Source organism: Dolichospermum circinale AWQC131C (assembly GCF_000426905.1).
GTDB classification, from domain to species: domain Bacteria; phylum Cyanobacteriota; class Cyanobacteriia; order Cyanobacteriales; family Nostocaceae; genus Dolichospermum; species Dolichospermum circinale.
Window position 1 is genome coordinate 140,484 of record NZ_KE384623.1, and the last position, 22,012, is coordinate 162,495.

At 36.9% G+C, this 22,012-nt stretch carries 18 protein-coding genes; 13 read left to right on the top strand and 5 right to left on the bottom strand.

Annotated features, from left to right (window positions below; genetic code table 11):
• The first annotated feature begins 1,084 nt into the window (after positions 1-1,084).
• Both uvrC and ACIR131C_RS0114965 read left to right on the top strand, forming a co-directional pair.
• The gene (gene uvrC, locus ACIR131C_RS0114955) at positions 1,085-2,965 is read left to right on the top strand and encodes an excinuclease ABC subunit UvrC (protein ID WP_028090853.1); all 1,881 of its coding nucleotides are present in this window, start codon (positions 1,085-1,087) and stop codon (positions 2,963-2,965) included.
• A gap of 150 nt (positions 2,966-3,115) precedes the next feature.
• Positions 3,116-4,312 carry a glycosyltransferase gene (locus ACIR131C_RS0114965; RefSeq protein WP_028090854.1) on the top strand — a complete coding sequence of 399 codons (1,197 nt, stop codon included), beginning with the start codon at positions 3,116-3,118 and terminating at the stop codon, positions 4,310-4,312.
• 151 nt (positions 4,313-4,463) lie between these two features.
• On the opposite strand, the gene ACIR131C_RS0114970 is transcribed toward ACIR131C_RS0114965, so the two are convergent.
• Positions 4,464-5,630, bottom strand: coding sequence for a pyridoxal phosphate-dependent aminotransferase (locus ACIR131C_RS0114970; protein ID WP_028090855.1), 1,167 nt, complete (start codon positions 5,628-5,630; stop codon positions 4,464-4,466).
• Positions 5,631-5,879: 249 nt separating this feature from the next.
• Here ACIR131C_RS0114970 and ACIR131C_RS0114975 point away from each other — a divergent pair, with 249 nt between their 5' ends.
• The 6 genes from ACIR131C_RS0114975 (at position 5,880) to ACIR131C_RS0115000 (ending at position 11,988) form a co-directional block, all read left to right on the top strand.
• Positions 5,880-6,524 (top strand): type I restriction endonuclease, encoded by a 645-nt coding sequence (locus ACIR131C_RS0114975; protein ID WP_028090856.1) that lies wholly within the window; start codon positions 5,880-5,882, stop codon positions 6,522-6,524.
• A 28-nt stretch (positions 6,525-6,552) separates the two neighbouring features.
• Positions 6,553-7,158 (top strand): Uma2 family endonuclease, encoded by a 606-nt coding sequence (locus tag ACIR131C_RS0114980; RefSeq protein ID WP_028090857.1) that lies wholly within the window; start codon positions 6,553-6,555, stop codon positions 7,156-7,158.
• Positions 7,159-7,420: 262 nt separating this feature from the next.
• Complete coding sequence (locus ACIR131C_RS0114985; RefSeq protein WP_028090858.1) at positions 7,421-7,786, top strand: VOC family protein; 366 nt, start codon at positions 7,421-7,423, stop codon at positions 7,784-7,786.
• 53 nt (positions 7,787-7,839) lie between these two features.
• A complete protein-coding gene (gene ylqF / locus ACIR131C_RS0114990) occupies positions 7,840-8,721 on the top strand; it encodes a ribosome biogenesis GTPase YlqF (RefSeq protein WP_028090859.1) in 882 nt (293 codons plus the stop codon).
• A 155-nt stretch (positions 8,722-8,876) separates the two neighbouring features.
• Positions 8,877-10,244 (top strand): NAD-dependent succinate-semialdehyde dehydrogenase, encoded by a 1,368-nt coding sequence (locus tag ACIR131C_RS0114995; RefSeq protein ID WP_028090860.1) that lies wholly within the window; start codon positions 8,877-8,879, stop codon positions 10,242-10,244.
• Between the two features lie 100 nt (positions 10,245-10,344).
• On the top strand, positions 10,345-11,988 hold the full coding sequence (locus tag ACIR131C_RS0115000) for an acetolactate synthase large subunit (protein ID WP_028090861.1): 1,644 nt from the start codon (positions 10,345-10,347) through the stop codon (positions 11,986-11,988).
• A 166-nt stretch (positions 11,989-12,154) separates the two neighbouring features.
• Here the strand turns inward: ACIR131C_RS0115000 and ACIR131C_RS0115005 are convergent, their stop codons facing one another.
• Positions 12,155-12,655: a hypothetical protein gene (locus ACIR131C_RS0115005; protein ID WP_028090862.1), complete on the bottom strand. Its 501-nt coding sequence runs from the start codon at positions 12,653-12,655 to the stop codon at positions 12,155-12,157.
• A gap of 508 nt (positions 12,656-13,163) precedes the next feature.
• Between ACIR131C_RS0115005 and ACIR131C_RS0115015 the strand changes: the two genes are divergently transcribed.
• The gene (locus ACIR131C_RS0115015) at positions 13,164-15,011 is read left to right on the top strand and encodes a bifunctional serine/threonine-protein kinase/formylglycine-generating enzyme family protein (RefSeq protein ID WP_028090863.1); all 1,848 of its coding nucleotides are present in this window, start codon (positions 13,164-13,166) and stop codon (positions 15,009-15,011) included.
• Between the two features lie 160 nt (positions 15,012-15,171).
• Here ACIR131C_RS0115015 and ACIR131C_RS0115020 read toward each other — a convergent pair whose 3' ends face one another.
• From ACIR131C_RS0115020 to ACIR131C_RS0115030, 3 genes are all read right to left on the bottom strand, one after another.
• Positions 15,172-15,852: an SDR family oxidoreductase gene (locus ACIR131C_RS0115020; RefSeq protein ID WP_028090864.1), complete on the bottom strand. Its 681-nt coding sequence runs from the start codon at positions 15,850-15,852 to the stop codon at positions 15,172-15,174.
• A gap of 52 nt (positions 15,853-15,904) precedes the next feature.
• Positions 15,905-16,438 carry a hypothetical protein gene (locus tag ACIR131C_RS0115025; RefSeq protein WP_035372165.1) on the bottom strand — a complete coding sequence of 178 codons (534 nt, stop codon included), beginning with the start codon at positions 16,436-16,438 and terminating at the stop codon, positions 15,905-15,907.
• Positions 16,439-16,507: 69 nt separating this feature from the next.
• The gene (locus ACIR131C_RS0115030) at positions 16,508-16,846 is read right to left on the bottom strand and encodes a hypothetical protein (protein ID WP_028084817.1); all 339 of its coding nucleotides are present in this window, start codon (positions 16,844-16,846) and stop codon (positions 16,508-16,510) included.
• A gap of 270 nt (positions 16,847-17,116) precedes the next feature.
• Between ACIR131C_RS0115030 and ACIR131C_RS0115035 the strand changes: the two genes are divergently transcribed.
• The 4 genes from ACIR131C_RS0115035 to ACIR131C_RS22875 all read left to right on the top strand — a co-directional run.
• Positions 17,117-17,752, top strand: coding sequence for a phosphoribosyltransferase (locus ACIR131C_RS0115035; RefSeq protein ID WP_028090866.1), 636 nt, complete (start codon positions 17,117-17,119; stop codon positions 17,750-17,752).
• Positions 17,753-18,297: 545 nt separating this feature from the next.
• Positions 18,298-18,666 carry a pentapeptide repeat-containing protein gene (locus tag ACIR131C_RS0115040; RefSeq protein ID WP_028090867.1) on the top strand — a complete coding sequence of 123 codons (369 nt, stop codon included), beginning with the start codon at positions 18,298-18,300 and terminating at the stop codon, positions 18,664-18,666.
• A 220-nt stretch (positions 18,667-18,886) separates the two neighbouring features.
• On the top strand, positions 18,887-19,213 hold the full coding sequence (locus ACIR131C_RS0115045) for a hypothetical protein (protein ID WP_028090868.1): 327 nt from the start codon (positions 18,887-18,889) through the stop codon (positions 19,211-19,213).
• Position 19,214: 1 nt separating this feature from the next.
• On the top strand, positions 19,215-22,012 hold a 2,798-nt coding region (locus ACIR131C_RS22875; protein WP_231395469.1), incomplete at its 3' end, for a CHAT domain-containing protein.

Below are 22,012 nucleotides of genomic sequence, written 5' to 3' on the forward strand. Positions count from 1 at the left end.
ATTACCCCAAGTTGCTATTTATTTAACTTTCGACTGGTCATCATGGCAGATTTTTTGGTGATTTTCAACTTTCACCCTGTCTCCTCTTCCTGGAGGTTGTAGTTAAACCTGCAAAAAATTAATATTGATATAGCTTCATGTAGTTACAACGAAAAAAAAGGTTTGGCGCTTTCAACCAAACCTCCATAATTGCTGTGCTTAACAACGTACTTAATTAATTTAATCCTACTCTTCTGATAGATCATCTTCCTATGGAGTGTGTCCAAATTGTCCTAAAAATGATATAGCATTGTCATCACAGATATTGACACTATAAAGGGTAAAGTATATAAAATCTTAGCAGGTAAATTAAACATAAAAAAGGCTTGGGTGTTAGCCAAGCCTCTATATATACCAGGTGTTTACCATATATAACTACTTTAAACCGGATGTTATTGCTATTCATCATTCTTTAAGATGTTTACAAAATCAATAAAATATGATATTTGGCGAAACTATAGTGTTTTTAACTGTTTCCCTGTTAATTAATCTGAAATAAAAAAAGACTCTGAAATTATTTTCAGAGTCCATATACGTTTTTCAGGCATTAATCAAAGTTAACACTACTCAATCTTAATAAATATTTCTACTACCTAAAGTAGAATTAAAGAAAATATTTGTGCTTTTGGTGAGTAAGAAGTTACAATAAAAAAGGCTTAGTGGTTTACCAAGCCTACATATATACCAATTGTTTATCATAACTACTGAATGTACGTTAATTGATGCTAATATTCATCTATCTAAAGTCTAAAGTATGTATATCAATATTCACGAAATCCGTGATGGGGTGATGAGAAAGAACTAATAATATATAATATTATACTTTTGGGATTTTTTCTCACATAAAGAAAAAGGTCTAGCATGAAGCTAAACCTCATAAAAAGCAGTTATTCGACACACCAGGATCAATGTAAATCTATTTCTCTTTTTTTGCATCTCTCTATGGAGTGTATTTACTTGTCTAGAAGTATGCTATGAACTGAGCCATTTAAAAAAATCTTAATATTTGTTATCTAAAATTACATAAATTAAATTTATGACAATTATGACCATAAATTCGCAAACACTACCACTAGTTAAAAATCCCGAAAAACTAGAAAATCGTCTAGGGGAAATTCCTCCAGAACCGGGGGTTTATTTAATGAAAGATGGCAGCGATCGCCTAATATATATAGGTAAATCTCGTAAATTGCGTTCTCGTGTCCGTTCCTATTTCCGCGACTCCAGCAATAAAACAGAACGTATCAACACCATGGTAAAATTAGTGACAGAAATTGAATTTATCGTCACTGATAGCGAAGCCGAAGCATTAGCACTAGAAGCGAATTTAATTAAACAACATCAGCCATATTTTAACGTTTTACTCAAAGATGACAAAAAATATCCCTATCTTTGTATTACCTGGTCAGATGAATATCCGCGTATTTTTATAACTCGTAAACGTCAATTAGCAAAACACAAAAAAGATAAATACTACGGACCCTACACAGATTCCGGTTTATTACGGGAAATTGTGCATTTATGTAAACGCATTTTCCCCCTGCGACAAAGACCACAGCCCTTGTTTAAAGATCGTCCTTGTTTAAATTATAATATAGGTCGTTGTCCTGGAGTTTGTCAAAAATTAGTTTCTCCAGAAGAATATAGAAAAATTGTCCAAAAAGTGGCAATGGTTTTTCAAGGAAGAACTCAGGAATTAATTAATATTTTAACAGAACAAATGGAAAGGTCTGCGGAAGAATTGGATTTTGAAAATGCGGCGAAAATCCGTGATCAAATAGTTGCTTTAAAATCCCTAAATGCAGATCAAAAAGTATCCTTACCTGATGATACAGTATCACGAGATGCAGTGGCCTTAGCCGCAGATAATCAACACGCCTATATTCAATTATTTCAAATTCGCGCTGGTCAATTAGTTGGTCGGTTGGCCTTTGTTGCTGACTCTCACCCTGAACCTGGAGAAATTTTACAACGAGTTTTAGAAGAACATTACCAAACAGCGGAAAATATAGAAATTCCTAGCGAAATTTTGGTACAACATGATTTACCAGATAGTGAAATTCTGTCCGATATTTTGACAGAACGTAAAGGAAAAAAAGTGACAATTTTAGCTCCTTTGCGACAAACTAAAGCCGAATTAATTGAAATGGTGGAAAAAAATGCCCAATATGAATTACAAAGAATGCAAAAATTGGCAAGTAGCAATCTACAAGCAACTCAAGATCTAGCTACTATTCTCGATTTACCAGATTTACCAAAACGTATTGAAGGTTATGATATTTCCCATATTCAAGGTACTAATACTGTTGCTTCTCAAGTGGTATTTATTGATGGTTTACCAGCCAAACAACATTACCGACATTACAAAATTAAAAACCCTAATATTACAATTGGACATTCAGATGATTTCGCTAGTTTATCTGAAGTTATTAACAGAAGATTTAGAAAATATATTGAAAATCCCCAATTAACAAGATTAGGTAATTCTGACTGGCCAGATTTAATTATGATTGATGGTGGTAAGGGTCAATTATCTGCTGTTGTGGGTATTTTAACAGAAATGAATTTATTAGCAGATTTGCAGGTTATTAGTTTAGCTAAAAAGCAAGAAGAAATCTTTTTACCAAATTCATCTCAACCTTTAAAAACTCATCCAGAACAACCAGGAGTACAATTATTAAGAAGATTACGAGACGAAGCCCATAGATTTGCTGTGAGTTTTCATCGTCAACAAAGAAGTGATCAATTAAAACGATCTCGTTTAGATGAAATTCCAGGTTTAGGACAACATAGACAAAAGTTACTATTAGCTCATTTTCGCTCCGTTGATTATATTCGTCAAGCGACATTTACACAATTAACCGAAGTTCCCGGAATTGGTTCGCGGTTAGCGCGAGATATTTATGATTATTTCCATCCTGTTTAAATATGTTTTTTAAGAAAATCTTTTTTAGGAAATACAAACTAGAGAGACAAGGAGAACTTACAAGTGAATTGTCTTGGATGATAGTTGGTTTTGTATTATTGGTTAACTTTGTAAATACTATGGTTTTACGAGATGAAAATTAGCCTGTGTATGATTGTCAAAAATGAAGAAACTACTCTACCAAGGTGTTTGGGAAGTGTGAAAGGTTTTGTTGATGAAATTGTGGTTCTGGATACGGGTTCAACTGATAAAACTCCTCAAATTGCTGAACAATTTGGGGCTAGGGTTTATTATTTTACTTGGAATAATAATTTTAGTTCGGCTCGAAATCAGGCTTTAAAATATGTGACTGGTGATTGGATTTTGGTTTTAGATGCTGATGAAACTTTAACCTCAGAAATTATTCCTTTACTTAAATTAGTTATGGTTAAGGAAGAATATCTTGTTATTAATTTGGTGCGTCAAGAAGTCGGTTCTACACAATCACCTTATTCTCTGGTTTCTCGACTATTTCGTAATCATCCAAATATATATTTTGATCGCCCTTATCATGCTTTAATTGATGATAGTGTGACGACAATTTTAACTCAAGAACCATCTTGGGAAGTTGGTTATTTACCAGGGGTAGCAATTCTGCATACTGGTTATCAAAAATCTGTGATTAATGCAGTGGATAAATATGCTAAGGCCTCCGCAGCAATGGAGGAATTTTTTGCAAATCATCCCCATGATGCTTATGTTTGTAGTAAATTGGGGGCTTTGTATGTGCATAATCACAAAATTAATCAAGGTATGGATTTATTAAATCGAGGGTTAAATCAATTAATTACTAATCAATTTAATCAAGATATAAATGATGATATTTTGTATGAATTACATTATCATTTGGGAATTGGTTATACACATTTACAAGATCTATCCTCAGCTATTCATCATTATCAAGCTGCGGTAAAATTACCTATTTATCCACTTCTAAAATTAGGAGGATATAATAATTTGGGAAATTTATTAAAAAATCTTGGAGATTTACCAGCAGCAAAAATTGCTTATGAAACAGCTATCAAAATTGATCCTAATTTCGTAATTGGTTATTATAATTTGGGGATGGTATGTAAAGCTATGGGATTATTTTCCCTGGCTATTGATTGCTATAATCATGCTATTAATCTCAATCCTGATTATGCAGAAGCTTATCAAAATTTGGGGGTTGTGTTGTTGAAAATTGGTCATGTTTCCGCTAGTTTAGAAGCTTTTGAATATGCTATTTCTCTCCATGAACTATATAACCCCGAAGAAGCACAACGACTTCATCAGGGTTTACAGGAAATGGGTTTATTACCAAGTTAATATCAGGCTACATAGAATCAAATATCCAGAATTATTAGCCGCAGATAAAGATTAATACATTTCCCAAACTCCTCTCTTGGTTCTGAAAGCGTCGGTCTTGTCAGATAAATTATCCTATGCAATCTGAGAATAATTCAGTATAATCACTTAATTAGATGCGAGAAAGCACGAATTTCTCTAATCTATCCATTCCCTTTTCAATGGTCGTCAAATCCGTAGCATAGGAAAGACGAATGTTATGATCAGCACAAAAAGCTATGCCCGGAATAACTGCAACTTGATGTTCGGCTAATAATGCGTCACAAAATTCCAGGGATTTTAAGCCGGTTTTGCTGATATCTGGGAATAGGTAAAAAGCACCGTCGGGTTTAGCGGTACTCAAACCAGGAATAGCGTTGAGTCTGTCTAACATGACTTGACGACGTTTAGCGAAGGCTTGACGCATTTCCTCTACACAGTCTTGAGAACCCTCCAAAGCAGCGATCGCTCCATATTGAGCAAAAGTACACACATTTGAGGTACTATGTCCTTGGATGGTACTAGCGGCCTTGATAATTTCTACAGGTCCGGCTAAGTAACCCAAGCGCCAACCTGTCATTGCGTAACCTTTAGCAAAACCGTTACTGATTAAAGTCCGGTTAAAAATCTCTTCACCTAAAGCACCAATACTGATATGTTCTGCACCGTCATAGAGAATCTTCTCGTAGATCTCGTCAGAAACCACATAGATATCTGCATCAACTATTACCTGTGCTAAAGCCTTAATTTCCGCCGCCGTGTATACCATCCCGGTGGGGTTGGAAGGGGAGTTAAGGACAAATAACTTAGTTTTTGGGGTAATGGCCTGTTTCAGTTGTTCTGGGGTGATTTTGTACCCTGTAGAAGCGTCTGTTTCTACAATCACTGAATTCCCACCGACTAAAGTTACCATTTCGGGGTAACTTAACCAGTATGGAGCGGGGATAATCACCTCATCACCGGGATCAATCAGTGCTACAATTAAATTGTAAAGAGAATGTTTACCACCATTGGTGACAATGACATTTTCTGGCTTATAATTAAGACCATTATCATTTTTTAGCTTGCGAGCGATCGCTTCCCTTAACTTTGGTTCTCCTGCGGCTGGACCGTATTTGGTTTTACCCTCAGCCAAAGCCTTTGAGGCTGCGGCTTTAATGTGCGCTGGGGTGTCAAAATCCGGTTCTCCAGCACTAAAACTACAAACATCTATACCCTTATCCTTCATAGCCTTAGCTTTAGCTGTAATGGCTAAGGTGATGGAAGGTGTTACCCTACTTACTCTTTCTGCCAGCTTCATTCTACTTTAATTTGGCGAATATCTGTCCTATTGATCTCAGGATATCCCATAATTCTCTTCTATATTTGCCTTTTTTTAAATTCTTTTTCCTTCACCAGCGGTAAATATTGAGATCAATAAATTTCCATAATACCAAGTATATGATGATATTTCCAGCTAGTGGAGGAATTAAAACAAGCATTAAATGATTATAGCGGTTCTAAATAAAATATTAAATATTGCTGCCTATTACCAATCACCAACCAAATAATGACACAAACACTCCCAGAAAAAGATATTAATTTACGCTACTTAATTGATAATTTTGGCATTGAGTTAGTTTTAGATGGACAATTTTTCTGGGAATGGCAAGCAGGATTACCAGAAATTACAGATTTAGATAAACAACTTTTAGACAAAGTAAAAGCTGGTTATTTGAATCTTCTCAATTATTCACCATTACTAGAAGATATTGTCAGAATGGCAATTGTAGATCCAATACTTTTTATCGGCGATTTTTACCTATCTCCTTTTTATGTAAAATCGGAAGAATCTATAGATATTGCTGTACCAGATGAAAATGTAATTATTAAAGGGAGAATGGATATTTTAGTTTTAAAAAATCAATTATGGGTGATGATTATTGAGTCAAAAAAAGCTTCATTTTCTATTGAAGAAGGACTAGCGCAAATTTTATCATATATGTTAGGTAATCCCTATCATGATCAACCCAGTTTTGGGATGATTGCTACAGGTAGCCAGTTTATTTTTGTGAAATTAGTCAAAGGAAAACCTACTCGTTATTCTTTATCAAAAGGTTTCTTAATGCGTAATCCTGGCAATGAATTATATGATGTATTGCGTGTTCTCAAGCATTTAACTCAACTAGTGACCGTAACGGATCATAATCAATAATCATAATCAATAAAGATGGAGGTGAGTTATGGTTCAAGCATTAACAAAATTATTAACTTTTGCAGATTTCATCCTTGAATACAGTAACAACCCCCGCTATGAACTTGCAGACGGAGAATTGATTGACATGGAACCAACAGGACCCCACGAAACCGTCGGTGGTAAAATAGCAACTCAACTGGGTATTGCTATTACTAATGCACAACTTCCTTGGTTTATCCCTCGTACCTGTCTTATCCGTCCTTTTGCAGAAATAGCCACAGCCCGACGACCTGATATTGTAGTATTAGATGAAACTTTGCTGCACCATGAGCCTTTTTGGGAACATCAACCAATTATTGCTTTAGGACAATCAATTAAATTAGTGGTTGAAGTTGTCAGCACTAACTGGGAAACAGATTATGCTCGTAAAGTTGAAGAATATGCTTTATTAGGAATTTCTGAATATTGGATTGTTGATTATCGAGGTTTGGGAGGAGTGGTTTTCATTGGTAAACCAAAGCAACCGACATTTACAGTTTGTCAATTAATTGGGGAAGATTATAGTCAGCAACAATATCGTTTAGGAGAATATATCAAATCTTCTCTTTTACCTTCTTTACAACTGCGTCTAGATGATATTATGCCACGATAATTTTTGTCAGAATTTATCTATCATAGGAAAATAAGATCAGGGCTAAAGCCCTGACTACAAACAAATGTGATAATTTATCTATCATAGGAAAATAAGATCAGGGCTAAAGCCCTGACTACAAACAAATGATATGATAATTTTTTGTGACACTTGCCTAAGTCCTAATTAACTCAGTTTTGATAATCACATTATTAAAATAATTATCACTTCCAGCAATAAGTCCTCAAACCCAAAGACGTTATTTCTTCAGCAACTCCTAAATATGCAATATAATAGTATAATCATCACCATAGCTACAGTTAATTTTGATTGTATCCTTAGTTTCTATACTCAATTACTAGAACAAGAACCAAAAAAACTCATCCCCCGTATTTATGCTGAGTTTGAAATCCCTGGTTTAAAATTAGGCATTTTTCAACCCAAACCAGTTAACGCAGCAGAATTTGTCACTAATTCCCAAAGTCCCCTAAGTTTGTGTTTAGAAGTCAATAATTTAGAAAGCGCCATATCTTACTTGACATCTTTAGGTTATCCCCCACCGGGAATAATTTATACTGCTTCCCATGGTAAAGAAATTTACGCCTATGACCCCGATGGTAACAGATTAATTTTACATCAATCTAACTAATATGGGAAGTTATTAGTCACAACGAACAACTAACGATTAACAACTAACAATAAATGTCTATTACACAAAACTACAAATTAAATCTAATCCAATGGTATCCTGGACACATCGCCAAAGCTGAAAAGAATCTCAAGGAACAGCTAAAACGGGTAGATGTGGTTTTAGAAGTACGAGATGCTCGTATTCCCCTAGCAACAAACCATCCACAAATGAATGAATGGGTGGGAACAAGAACGCGGATACTGGTACTTAACCGAGTAGATATGATTTTACCACAGGTGCGATCGCGCTGGATAGAGTGGTTTAAAAATCAGGGTGAAGTTCCATATTTTACCGATGCTCAACATGGACAGGGCATTACAGCGATCGCCAAAGCCGCCCAAATCGCAGGTATAGAACTTAACAAACGTCGTCAAGAACGGGGAATGTTACCCCGTCCCGTCCGCGCTGTGGTTATTGGTTTTCCCAATGTCGGTAAATCGGCTCTAATTAACCGTCTCATAGGTAAACGAGTGGTAGAAAGTGCTGCCCGTCCCGGTGTTACCCGTCAACTACGATGGGTCAGAATTTCGGATCAGCTAGAATTATTAGATGCACCGGGTGTCATCCCCGCTAGACTCGATAGCCAGGCCGCAGGAGTGAAATTAGCCATTTGTGATGATATCGGTGAAGCATCCTATGATAACCAACTCATCGCCGCTGCATTCGTAGATATACTTAATGAACTTCAGGAAACATACCCAAAATTTTTACCACCCCATCCATTACTAACACGATATGATCTTGACTCTGTTATCCACACAGGGGAAGCGTATTTACAAGCTTTAGCAGAACATCGCTACAAAGGAGACATAGAACGTACAGCTAGACAAATGATCACCGATTTTCGGAAAGGATTATTGGGGAATATTCCTTTAGAATTACCACCAATGTAACTGTTAATTTCCTATTCAGCTTGTGAATATTTTTCAGCCAAAATGTCTAAAATATGAGTTATGAATGTGTTAGATCATAAATGATAGGCAAAAAAGAATAGAGAATAATTAAATTACGAATTATTGAGACTATTTTTTTATTCAGAGGTCAGATAATGGCTATAGCTACTATTAACCCCTATACCGGGGAAACACTGAAAATTTTTGAGCCGTTACAAAAAATGGAAATTGCTGCTAAATTAGATTTAGCAGGAAAGGCTTTTCAAGAATACCGTCAAACAAGTTTTTTAGAGAGGTCTCACTGGTTAGAACAAGCAGCGACTATTTTAGACCAAGAAAAGGCAGATTTGGGGAAATTAATGACTTTGGAAATGGGTAAACCATTAAAAGCTGCCATTGCTGAAGTCGAAAAATGCGCCCTTGTTTGTCGTTATTATGGCGAAAATGCTCCTAGTTTTCTGGCTGATGTCACTGTTAAAACTGATGCTAGTCATAGCTTTGTAAAATATCAGCCGTTAGGGGTTATTCTCGCCGTCATGCCCTGGAATTTTCCTTTTTGGCAAGTTTTCAGGTTTGCAGCACCGGCACTGATGGCGGGCAATGTAGCCTTACTCAAACACGCTTCCAATGTACCACAATGTGCATTGGCAATTGAAGACATTTTTCATCGTGCTGGTTTTCCTGCTGGTGTATTTCAAACATTATTAATTGGTGCAGATCAAGTTGCTGATTTAATGGCCGATGATCGAGTTAAAGCCGCTACTTTAACAGGTAGTGAACCAGCAGGGATATCTCTCGCCGTTGCAGCTGGGAAACAAATCAAAAAAACTGTTTTAGAATTGGGGGGAAGTGACCCATTTATAGTTTTAGAAAGTGCTGATTTAGAAACAGCAGTTTCTACTGCGGTGACAGCGAGAATGTTGAATAACGGACAATCTTGTATTGCGGCCAAACGCTTTATTATTACTGAGGCTGTTGCTGATAAATTTCAAAAATTGCTGTTAGAAAAATTCCAATTTCTAAAAATTGGTAATCCCATGGACCAAGATACAGATTTAGGACCCTTAGCAACTTCCAATATTCTCCAAGAATTAGACCAACAAGTGAAAAAAGCCGTCAAAAGTGGCGGTAAAATCCTCACAGGTGGACATCCTTTAACAGAAATGTCGGGGAACTTTTACCCACCAACAATTATCATAGATATTCCTGTAGATACACCAATTGCCCAAGAAGAATTTTTTGGACCTGTGGCATTATTATTCCGAGTTCCTGATATCAACACTGCGATTAAATTAGCTAATGATACTCCCTTTGGTTTAGGTGCAAGTGCATGGACAACAAATACAGAAGAACAAAATCGCCTAATTCAAGAAATCGAAGCCGGGGCAGTATTTATTAACAGCATGGTCAAATCTGATCCCCGTTTACCTTTTGGTGGCATTAAACGTTCTGGCTATGGCAGAGAATTAAGTATTCAAGGCTTACATGAATTTGTCAATGTAAAAACTATTTGGGTCAAGTAAAGGAAACATAGTATTTTCTCTCTGTGTTCTCCGTGCCTCTGTGGTTCGTTATTAGAAACTTAGAAATTTAGTGAAATAGTAATCACCAATTACCAAACTTATGAATACCGCAGAATTATTAGTACAGTGTTTAGAAAACGAAGGAGTTCAATATGTTTTTGGACTTCCTGGAGAAGAAAATCTGCACGTTTTAGAAGCTTTAAAAAAATCATCAATTCAATTTATTACTACCCGTCATGAACAGGGTGCTGCATTCATGGCCGATGTTTATGGTAGGTTAACAGGAAAAGCCGGAGTCTGTCTTTCTACTCTTGGTCCTGGGGCAACTAATTTAATGACAGGGGTGGCAGATGCTAATCTAGATGGTGCGCCATTAGTGGCAATTACCGGCCAGGTAGGAACAGATAGAATGCACATTGAATCTCATCAATATTTGGATTTAGTGGCTATGTTTGCCCCCGTTACTAAGTGGAATAAACAGATTGTTAGACCAAGTATTACACCAGAAGTCGTCAGAAAAGCCTTCAAGCGATCGCAAACAGAAAAACCTGGTGCTGTACACATTGATTTACCGGAAAATATAGCCGCTATGCCCGTAGAAGGGAAACCTTTAAATAAGGATAATAGTGAAAAAACCTATGCTTCCTTTGCCAGTATTCGCGCTGCTGCTGCGACAATTTCCCAAGCAGTTAATCCCATCATTTTAGTAGGAAATGGTGCAATTCGCGCCCAATCTAGCGACGCAGTAACACAATTTGCTACCCAAATGAATATTCCTGTTGTGAATACTTTTATGGGTAAAGGTGTGATTCCCTACACTCATCCTTTAGCACTTTGGTCTGTGGGATTACAACAACGGGATTTTATCACCTGCGGCTTTGATAATTCAGATTTAGTCATAGCTATTGGTTATGATTTAATTGAATTTTCTCCTAAAAAATGGAATCCTGAAGGGACAATTCCTATTATTCATATTGCAGCAACGTCTTCAGAAATTGACAGTAGTTATATTCCCAAATTGGAAGTAGTAGGAGACATTTCTGATTCCCTGAATGAGATCTTAAAATTAGCAGATAGACAAAATAAACCCAATCCCTATTCTATCAGCTTACGTCCTAATATTCGGGCTGATTATGAAGAATATGCCCAAGATGATCAATTTCCTATTAAACCGCAAAAATTAATTTATGATTTGCGGCAGGTTATGGGACCAGATGATATTGTGATTTCTGATGTTGGCGCACATAAAATGTGGATTGCTAGACATTATCATTGTCATAGCCCCAATACTTGCATTATTTCTAATGGTTTTGCGGCTATGGGTATTGCTATTCCTGGTGCATTGGCCGCAAAATTAGTCTATCCAAATCGTAAAGTTGTCGCTGCAACTGGTGACGGTGGTTTTATGATGAATTGTCAAGAATTAGAAACAGCTTTGCGAGTGGGAACTCCCTTTGTAACTCTGATTTTTAATGACGGTGGCTATGGTTTAATTGAGTGGAAACAAGAAAATCAATTTGGTAAAGGTAACTCATCTTTTGTTCATTTTGGTAATCCTGATTTTGTCCAATTTGCTGAAAGTATGGGATTAAAAGGTTATCGAGTTGAATCTGCTACAGATTTAGTTCCTATGCTGAAAGAAGCGCTCGATCAAGATGTTCCAGCAGTTATAGACTGTCGGGTAGATTATCGAGAAAACAGTCGTTTTACTAAAAAAGCCGGTGAGTTAATTTGTGAAGTTTAAATTCTTGTGAAGTAGGTATTTTCCCAATCTTGAAATCCTATCCCACAATCTCAGATATCCTGAATACGGAGCGGTTTAGCAGTGCTAAATCTCCACAAATCTAGGTCTTTATTGATTTTATTTATTGTGGTTCTTTAGCACTTGTTATGCTAATAACTGTGTATTCTCAATTAGGGTTAACACAATACAAAGAATTAGGATCTTTGTAATTTCGATGAGTTGCTTTCTTCAATGATTGATCCTTGTATGTTTGTAGACAATATTTATCCAAATCAAGGCCTACTGGAAGACGCTCCTGTTGATCAATACCATGAATACTTCCTTTTGTTTTGAACTCACATACCCATCGAAATACTGGATAAACCAGTGGCTTATCCGTGATTAACTTGTGGGAAGGGGTAGCTAAGTCATAATCTTCTAAGTTCTTGTTTGGATATCTCTTCCTGAATGCTTCTTTAGTTGTCTCATGTATACACACTTCTTCCAAATTAATTTTTGCTTCTTGATACGTCTGGTTTTGAAAATCACTCGAATAAAATGCCCATGAAATTGATCCCGTTCCTAGTGCCACTATAATATTAATTAATATGGGATTATTCTTTAATATCCCTATTAATTTAGAGAATTGCTGAGTTAAATCTTTATCTGGTGTAGGAGAATGTGACATAAAAAAAGTTAAAGTACATTTCTAAAACATCCATAGACATACCAAAATTATAAAATCTTGTCAAATCTACTACAACTGTGATTATCAAATTATTCAATAGTATAAAAGAGAATTTATGTATTTTCCCTTGACTTTCCAGTAAATTTACCATAATATCCGCAATTTTCCTAGAAAGTTTTGGTTCTTACAATACCTAGTCCAAATTGGAAAAAGCTTTGATTTAGGTCGGGTTGAAGTATAAAACCCAACATGAGCGTTCCGTTGCGCTATTGCTTAACCCAACTTACAGGAAATGGACTGGGAAAAAAATTAGAATCTGTGCAACAAACAGCACAGATTTTTCTAGCCCAAAGTGTTATTTATAAGTAAATCACAACTCAGATTTTTTCACTTTCCCCCATAAACTAATTTATATTTTGACTATTTTTTTCTAACAACAATCAATATTGTTTTGACAAATTAATAAAATTGGGGACTACTTTTACAGGATGCTATTTTCCCAAGTTCTATGCAAATTTGTCAAAATCCCAATTGTTCTAACCCCTTTAATCCGAAAACCTCTAAATTTTGCCAAAGTTGTCAAGAAAGTAACTTTGGAGAAATGCTGCGAAACCGTTACCGGGTTTTAAGATTATTAGGTGAAGGTGGTTTTAGCAGAACCTACGCTGCTGAAGATGTAGATAGACTTAATGCACCCTGTGTTATTAAGCAATTTTTCCCCCAAGTTCAAGGAACTGGACAACGTGCTAAAGCTGCGGAATTTTTTAAAGAAGAAGCTTTTAGATTGTATGATTTGGGAGAAAATCATTCCCAAATTCCGCGACTTTTGGCTTATTTTGAACAAGGTTCTAGTTTGTATTTAGTCCAGGAATTTATAATTGGTAAAACTCTTCTAGAAGAACTGCAAAATCAAGCTTATAGTGAAATAGAAGTTCGTCAACTTTTGACTGATTTATTACCAGTTTTAGATTTTGTTCACAAACACAATGTGATTCACCGCGACATTAAACCAGAAAACATTATTCGTCGAGATAGTGATAAAAAACCGGTCTTAATTGATTTTGGTGGTGCAAAACAAGTTACTCAAACTAGTCTAGCTAGACAAGCAACAGCTATTTATACTCTCGGTTATGCACCAACAGAACAAATGGCCGGGTTTGCTTGTCAAGCAAGTGATTTATATGCTTTGGGTGTAACTTGTGTGCGGTTATTAACTCAAGATTTACCATTACAAGATGATTATGGACAACTAAAAGATCATCTTTATGATGCTATGAATGCTAAATGGTTATGGAAGGAACGTTTACAACTTAAAGGAATTACTATTAGTGATGAATTTAAGCAAATTTTAAATAAATTACTCCAACATTTTGCTAGTGATAGATATCAGTCAGCAATGGATGTTTTACATGATTTGAATTTTGCTAAATCCCCCGTTGTCATTAAATTCCCCCCTGTTTCTAAACCACCATTAACACCATTACCTCCACCACCTCCCACCAAAATTATTGTTCCCTTACCTCCTTTGTATAACTTTGATTTTTATGTCATTACTGTAGACACTACTGGGAGAGAAGTTAACCGTGATAGACGTAATTCTAAATATTTTCATGAGGAATTAGGCCGAAATACAACTTTGGAAATGGTATCAATTCCTAATGGGACTTTTATCATGGGTTCTCCTGTTTGTGAAGGTGATAGTGATGAACGTCCCCAACATCAAGTAATAGTTCCATCTTTTTTTATGGCTAAATATCCTATTACTCAAGCACAATGGAGAATAGTAGCAGCTTTACCAAAAGTTCAACAAGAATTACATCCCAACCCCTCGAAATTTAAAGGTACAAATCTGCCAGTAGAAAATGTTTCTTGGTATGAAGCTGTAGAATTTTGTGCTAGATTAAAAATTAAAACTGGTAGAGAATATCGTCTACCTAGTGAAGCAGAATGGGAGTATGCTTGTCGTGCAGGAACTACCACATCTTTTCATTTTGGAGAAACAATTACCTCCGATTTAATTAACTGTAGTGGTAGTGATACTTATGTTGGAGAACGAAAAAGTAGATTTCGTAAACAAACAACAAATGTTGGTTATTTTGAAGTTGCAAATGCTTTTGGTTTATATGATATGCACGGTTTAGTATGGGAATGGTGTGCCGATCCTTGGCATAATAACTATCATGGAGCGCCTATAGATGGTAGTGTCTGGGAAAATGGTGGTGATCAACATCGTCGAGTTTTAAGGGGTGGTGCGTGGAATTTTAACGCGGAACTTTGTCGCAGCGCTAGTAGAAGTTGGAATGAAGCAGACGGTGGTTTACGAATTTGTGGTTTTCGAGTAGTATTTTCTGTTTAAATTTAGTTAGTAGTGAGGACTTTAGTCCTCCGTCCTCAACATCAATAATAACTAAGGAACTGACAATTAAAAAAAGATCCTCAACTATAGGGTGTGTTATCTTCAACTTTAACACACCCTAATAAATTAATAAATTAGATGATTTATTTTTCAAAAATCCCTAATCTAAATTAAATTCCACAAATTCCGGTAATCCTGGATATACCATATTTCGATCTATGGCTGATAATATCTTCTGATCAGAATTAGGAGAATTTAAACAACGACAAACTAATTTAGCAACATCTGCACGATGAATAGTCCCCACAATTTGAGGATTTTCAGTTAAAATTCCGTTGTTGGTAGCAGGTTCTGATTTTAAACCACCAGGACGAATAATTGTATAGTTCAGTCCGCTGGAAATCAGGTATTGTTCAGCCTTTTCTTTTTCAATTAAAACGGGTTTGAGTGCTGCTAATGCTTGGGGTGGTAAAGCTACCACACTATCACCACTCCCAATAGAAGTTACCAAAATAAACTTTTTTACTCCCGCTTTAACTGCGGCATCAATCAGGTTTTTATTACCGATATAATCGGGTTTGATATCATCTGTCGGTAAACCTCCTAATGTACTGATAACCGCTTGAATAGGTTCATTTCCTAACATTCCCTGTTCAACATCTGCCGCATTTAAAGCATCTCCTAAAACTGGATGAATACCCATTGCTTTTAGTTCTACAGCAGCGGTTTCTGTTCTCACAAGTGCTTTAACTTGAATTTCCTGTGCTGTCAAATATTTAGCGATTTCTTGGCCAACACCGCGACTAGCACCAGCTAGAAAAATGTAAGATGTGATTGACATAATTAGTTGATAAAAAATATCCTATATTTACATCTATCACAAAATGGTTATTTTAAAATGGGACTATTTCAAATTCAAAAGTCCCCAGTAAACGCTCATCAATATAAACTTGTATTTGATGTTTACCTAAAGGATCTCCAGGAGAAATAGTCCAGAAATTTTCAATCACACCATTAATAGGTGTTTGGATTCGGGTCGAAGTTGCCGTTTTTCCATTTTTTGATATGGAGATATTTTCACGATTTTCTGTGATCCAAGTTTCGGGAGCTTTTGGTAAAGTTAAAACCTCTCTCCATTGGACTTTACCCGAATATTTATCAAGTGTAATTCTCCAACCATAAGCATCACCTTCTTTTAAGGGAACGGTAGTTGTTGGAAAAAAATTGACCTTTCCTGATGAGTTAATTATCCTGACTCCAAATTCAGTTTTATTAACAACTATTTGCTGATTAGTAATTGAATTACTATATTTTTGTTTACTTGCGGCTAAAGCAACATCAGAGTTATTTAAACCTGATATTATTAATGGAAATATCAAAAATAACGAACCTACTAAAACCTGGGTATTGGCAATTTTTATCAACATTTTCTTCTAATAAACAAGTAGGATAGAAAATATATATATCCTACTTGATCAAGATATTTTTGGCAATAGTTAATCTTCGTCAAGTGCAGGTAAAATTTCCTCAAATTGCCACAATTGATCTTTGTTTTTCAGAAACCAAATTCGAGTTTCTGTAGTTAATTTACCCCAAATAATATCAGCAGAAACATGGGGAGAAGCATATTGAAATTCTTCCCCGATAATTCTGAGATTATCTTCTATATTTCTAGGAATACCAAAATCCTGCCAATCAATTTTAACATTTCTGCCGGTAACTCCCGCAGTCGGGTCAAAAATTAATTGTGCGGCTCTAACTAAGTCAGCAAAGTGTTGCGGCTTTAATCCAATTACTTCTTGGATTTCAGGTGATTTATGGGCATCTTCAGACATTTTTACTGGAGTTATGTAGATGTGTAATTTAGAGAACTTACTACCAGAGATCATCCCACTCTCTTTAGTTTAGCTCAAAAAATTGAGATAAAATTTAAGAATAAAACCTCTAATAAAGTTTTGGTTGGTAATTTGATTTAACAATTCCTCGGATTTTATTGCTACCCTCAAATTAGAGGGGGAATTTTGTCTTTATAGTGTCATTACGGGATTAACGATCAAATTTCTAGCTTCAATTAGAGACTTATTTTCATAACGAGGTATAATAATATGCTTAAAAAATTCCATAATCGCACGGAAGCAGGAAAACTGTTAGCTGCTCAGTTAACAGAATATGCCCATTGTCCTGATATTTTAGTATTAGGGCTTCCCCGTGGTGGTGTACCTGTGGCTTATGAGGTAGCAAAGGAACTTAATGCACCCTTAGATATCTGCTTGGTGCGGAAACTAGGTGTACCTGGACACAAGGAATTGGCCATGGGGGCTATTGCGACCGGAGGAGTCCGTGTTATGAATGAGAATGTCGTAGATTCATTGCAGATTTCCCAAGCAACTATTGATGAAGTAGTAGCAATGGAAATACGGGAATTAGACCGACGTAACCATGCTTATCGCGGTGATCTTCCTCCTTTAGAAGTAAAGAATCGTACTATTATTTTAGTTGATGATGGTATTGCTACGGGTGCTACTATCCGAGCAGCGATCGCTACATTGAAAAAACAACAACCCCGGAGGCTTGTAGTAGCTGTTCCCGTGGCGGCGGTATCTACTTGTGAAGAATTAAGAGCAGAGGTAGATCAGGTTGTATCCGTAATAACACCAGCAGATTTGTATGCAATTGGGATTTGGTACGAGGATTTTCAGCAAACAACCGACGCTGAAGTATGTAAACTTTTGACAATGTAAAAATTACTGATAGCCAAAGACTCTTAATCGAAGTTAAAGTTATTTAGAGAACATTTAGTGTCAGTTAAGAAAGTGTCACTCTCTACACTAGCTGTTTGGTGTTCAAACAAGTATAATTAGTAAATGCAAGGAGTGATACCACTTTACTTGATACTTGTTACAACTTCCCTCGCACTGCTTATACTTCCCGTTATTGGAGTTGCGAGTCTAAAATGTCACAAAACTAGTAAAGTAGTATAAAGTTATACGGAAAACGCCTGGGTTAGAAAAAACTCAGGCGTTTTTATTATTTAGGGCTTGCTGAATCTAAAATCTAAAATCTAAAATCCAAAATCCAAAATTTTCTTGGCTTGAGTCATAACTAACTTTTGTAAGTCGTTGTTACTTGGTAATTTCTCTCCTAGAAGGACTGGGCTTGTATCCCATTATTTTCGGTCAGAATAAGAAGAGGAAAATCTAAAATCCAAAATCCAAAATCCAAAATTGATTGACCGAGAGTATATTGTGGAGATAGAGGTTTTGTTACTCAATTAGGTTAACAAGATATGGACACTGAGGAACTAAAACGGCGTTATGCTGCGGGAGAAAGATATTTCGTTTCGGCTAAACTAGTCAAAGCTAAACTAATTAATGCTTATTTACCAGGAATTAATTTATGGGGAGCAGATTTAAGCGAAGCAAATTTAGCCAAAGCTAAACTGTGGGGAGCGAATTTGAGTAGAGCGAATTTAGCCCAGGCCAATTTAACTAGAGCGAATTTATCTGGTGTTAATTTAACTGAAGCAAATCTTAGAGGTGCTAGACTGCATTACACCAAGTTCTATGGCGCGAATTTACATGGTGCATATTATGATGAAAGTACCAAATTTCCTAGAGATTTTGATCCTTTTAGTCACAATATGCAAAAATTGTAAATACCTAAATGGGAAATATTTCTCATTATATTTAATATTAGAACTTACGCAAGTGTCACGCCAAAAATCTGTGGTAGAGTGTTTTACTACTGCATAAATCATGCAAATAAACAGATTGTTGATATCTGACGCACCCTACCAATGTGCCAGTTGCGTAAGTCCTGAATATTTTAAAGTAGTGAGCAATAGGAATAAAAATTAAGTATTTTTAGGTAAATTTATGACAGAAATTAAATTTGCTATTGAAGGTGAAAACGCAATTACAGCCACAGAAGAACTTTTGGCAATTGAGGGTATAACTGGTAACTATACCGTAAATTCAGAAGAAATCGAAAAAGAGGCAGTAATTACCACTGTAGCCACTATAGTTGGTCTTGTGGGTGGAACTCTGGCCATTGCTGAACAAATCCGCAAATGGTATCAAGAGTATAAACAAAAACAGTCTGGTAAAAAGATTGCTAAAGTTCTGATTGTCGGCCGAAACGGTAGACGATTGTTGTTAGAAAATGCTACAATTGAACAAATTCGCCAAATTTTAGAATCATAACGTGCAGATTCTTCACCTTGACCTAAAAGCCGTTGACGGTAATTATGTAGAGTTACGCTACTTTACTGATAATTACAACCAATACGAAAGACGCACACTCGATCTGAGCGAAATTACTAATTTAATCGAGTTAGCAGAAAGAGATTATTACGTTTCCTCCTTTGCGGAAGATTACGCAGTCACAGGAAAGCATCTGTATAGGTGGTTAGATGGGAGTGACAGATGGTTACAAAACCTCATCAATCAACATCAACATCAGGGTCAAGGAATCATTTTAGCCATTCGTACCTCTGTCGAGAATGTAGAGACGTTCCATGGAACGTCTCTACAAAATAATACAACGTCTCTAAATTCTGGAAAGTCTCTCAATCATTTACCTTGGGAAGTCCTGCACGATGGTAAAACCTTTCTCGTTCAACGGTTAATTATTCCCGTCCGGTGGGTATCATCGGACTCTGTAAAAACATTGTCTGTAGAGAAAACCCCAGAAAACCGGGCTTTGCAAGTTTTATTTATGGCTACTTCCCCCCAAGGAGTAGAACCTGAATTAGATTATGAAGCAGAAGAAGGGCAAATTTTAAAAGCGACAGGAAGACAACCTTTAGCTTTGACAGTGGAAGAAAGCGGTTGTTTATCGGAATTGGGTTATTTAGTCGCAGATTACGGTAAAGATTATTTTGATATTTTCCATATTACCGGTCATGCCACAATTACCAACGGACAACCCCAATTCATTACCGAAACCGAAACCGGAGAAGCTTTTTATGCGAGTGCAGAAGATTTCAAACAAGCACTACAATTCCGATTACCCAAATTGATTTTCCTGTCTGGTTGTCGCACTGGACAAGCTGGAAGTAAAGATGATAATTATGGTTCAGTCCCTTCAATGGCGGAAGAATTACTCCAAGCTGGTGCAAAAGCTGTTTTGGGATGGGGACAAAAAGTTTTAGAATCTGATGCAACGGAAGCAGCAGCGAAATTATATGAAGAATTAGCAGCAGGAAAGCAAATCACCGAAGCAGTTGCCATAACCTATAAAACATTAATCGAAAACAAAGCACGGGATTGGCATTTATTGCGATTATATGCAGCCGATAATTTACCAGGAGAATTGGTGACACCATTGCGGACTCGTGGAAGACAACCAGCACCACCGCTGTCTGTGAGTACGGAATTTTTAGATCCTGCGGGTAAGGTGAAAGTCCCCACCCGTGAGAGTTTTGTCGGTCGTCGTCGTCAGTTGCAAAGTTGTTTAAGGACGTTGACACAATCAACTGAAAAAATAGGGGTATTAATTTATGGCATGGGTGGTTTAGGTAAAAGTAGTTTAGCAGCTAGACTATGTGACCGACTCCCAAATTTTCAGCGTGTGGTGTTGGTGGGAAGAATTGATGAACCGAGTTTAGTGAGTCGGTTGGTGGACAAATTCGATGATCACGAACAACGCCAACAGCTACAAAATCCTGATGAGGAATTGAAATTTAGGTTAAAGCGGGTATTTCAGCAGTTGTGGAACGCTGGGAAAAATCCGTTTTTATTGGTGTTGGATGATTTTGAAAATAATTTAGAATCTCGTCAGGATAGCTTTATCCTGAAAACAGCAGCAGCAGAGGTTTTAACAGCCTTAGTTTGGGCAATTCGGGAAACATACACCAATCATCGGTTAATTATCACCTGTCGTTATGATTTTGAATTTAGCCAGTTGCGGTATTTCTATAAACAGCCGTTGGAGGGAATGCGGGGGGCAGATTTAAGCAAAAAGTGTAGTCGTCTTGAGGCTTTTAAGGCAAAATCTCAGGTAGATGAGGCGTTGAAATCGCAAGCGCGGAGGTTAGCTGATGGTAATCCCCGGTTGCTGGAATGGTTGGATAAGATTTTGCAAGCACCCCACCCCCTAACCCCCTCCCCGCAAGCGAGGAGGGGGGATAAGAGAGGGGATGATAGTGTTGATGTGAAGGCGATTCTCAATCGTTTAGAAGTTGATGCGGTGGAGTTGCGAGAACAGGTTTTAGCTGAAGCTTTGCTGCAACAAATGGATGAAACGATGGGGGAAATGTTGTCACATGGTTTGGTGTTTGAGTTACCAGTCCCCAGGGAAGCTTTAACCGCAGTTTGTGAAAATATCCCCAATTTGGAAAATTATATCAATCGGGCGGTGGCCTTGGGATTGTTGGAAGTTAGTCCTGATCAGTCGTTGCGAGTACCGAGAATTTTGCCGTTGAAATTGAGTGACCTAACCCCCCTAACCCCCCTTCCCTCCCAGGGAATGGGGGAATCAAACTCCCCTCTCCTTGCAGGAGAGGGGTTGGGGGAGAGGTCAGAGAAATCTTTGCATCAACAAGCGGCTGAGGTGTTGTATCGTCTGTGGTGGGAAGAAGGAAAAACTCAAGTAGAGGAAGAAAGGTTAGAAATTCATCGGTTAGCGTTGTTGGGAAAACAAGGGGAAATTGCTTCAGAAATGGGAATGGTTGTCACAAATAAGTGGATTAGTACCAGCCGATTTCGTGAAGTATTACATATATGCGAAAATACACGAGATATTGTTGAAGATTATCGCATCCTTACTAATTTAGCTCGTTCTAAGCAAGAACTAGGTCGTATTGAACAAGCACAGCAACATTATCAAAAAGCACTAGAACTATGTCCAGTAATAGACGAAACACAAAAAGCGTCAATTATTCATAACTTAGCTGGTATCTACGCCAACACAGGAAAAATAGAAGAAGCGATCGCCCACTACCAGCAGTCTTTAGAAATCACTGAAAGCATTGGTAATGTCCAAGGTAAAGCCGCGACTTT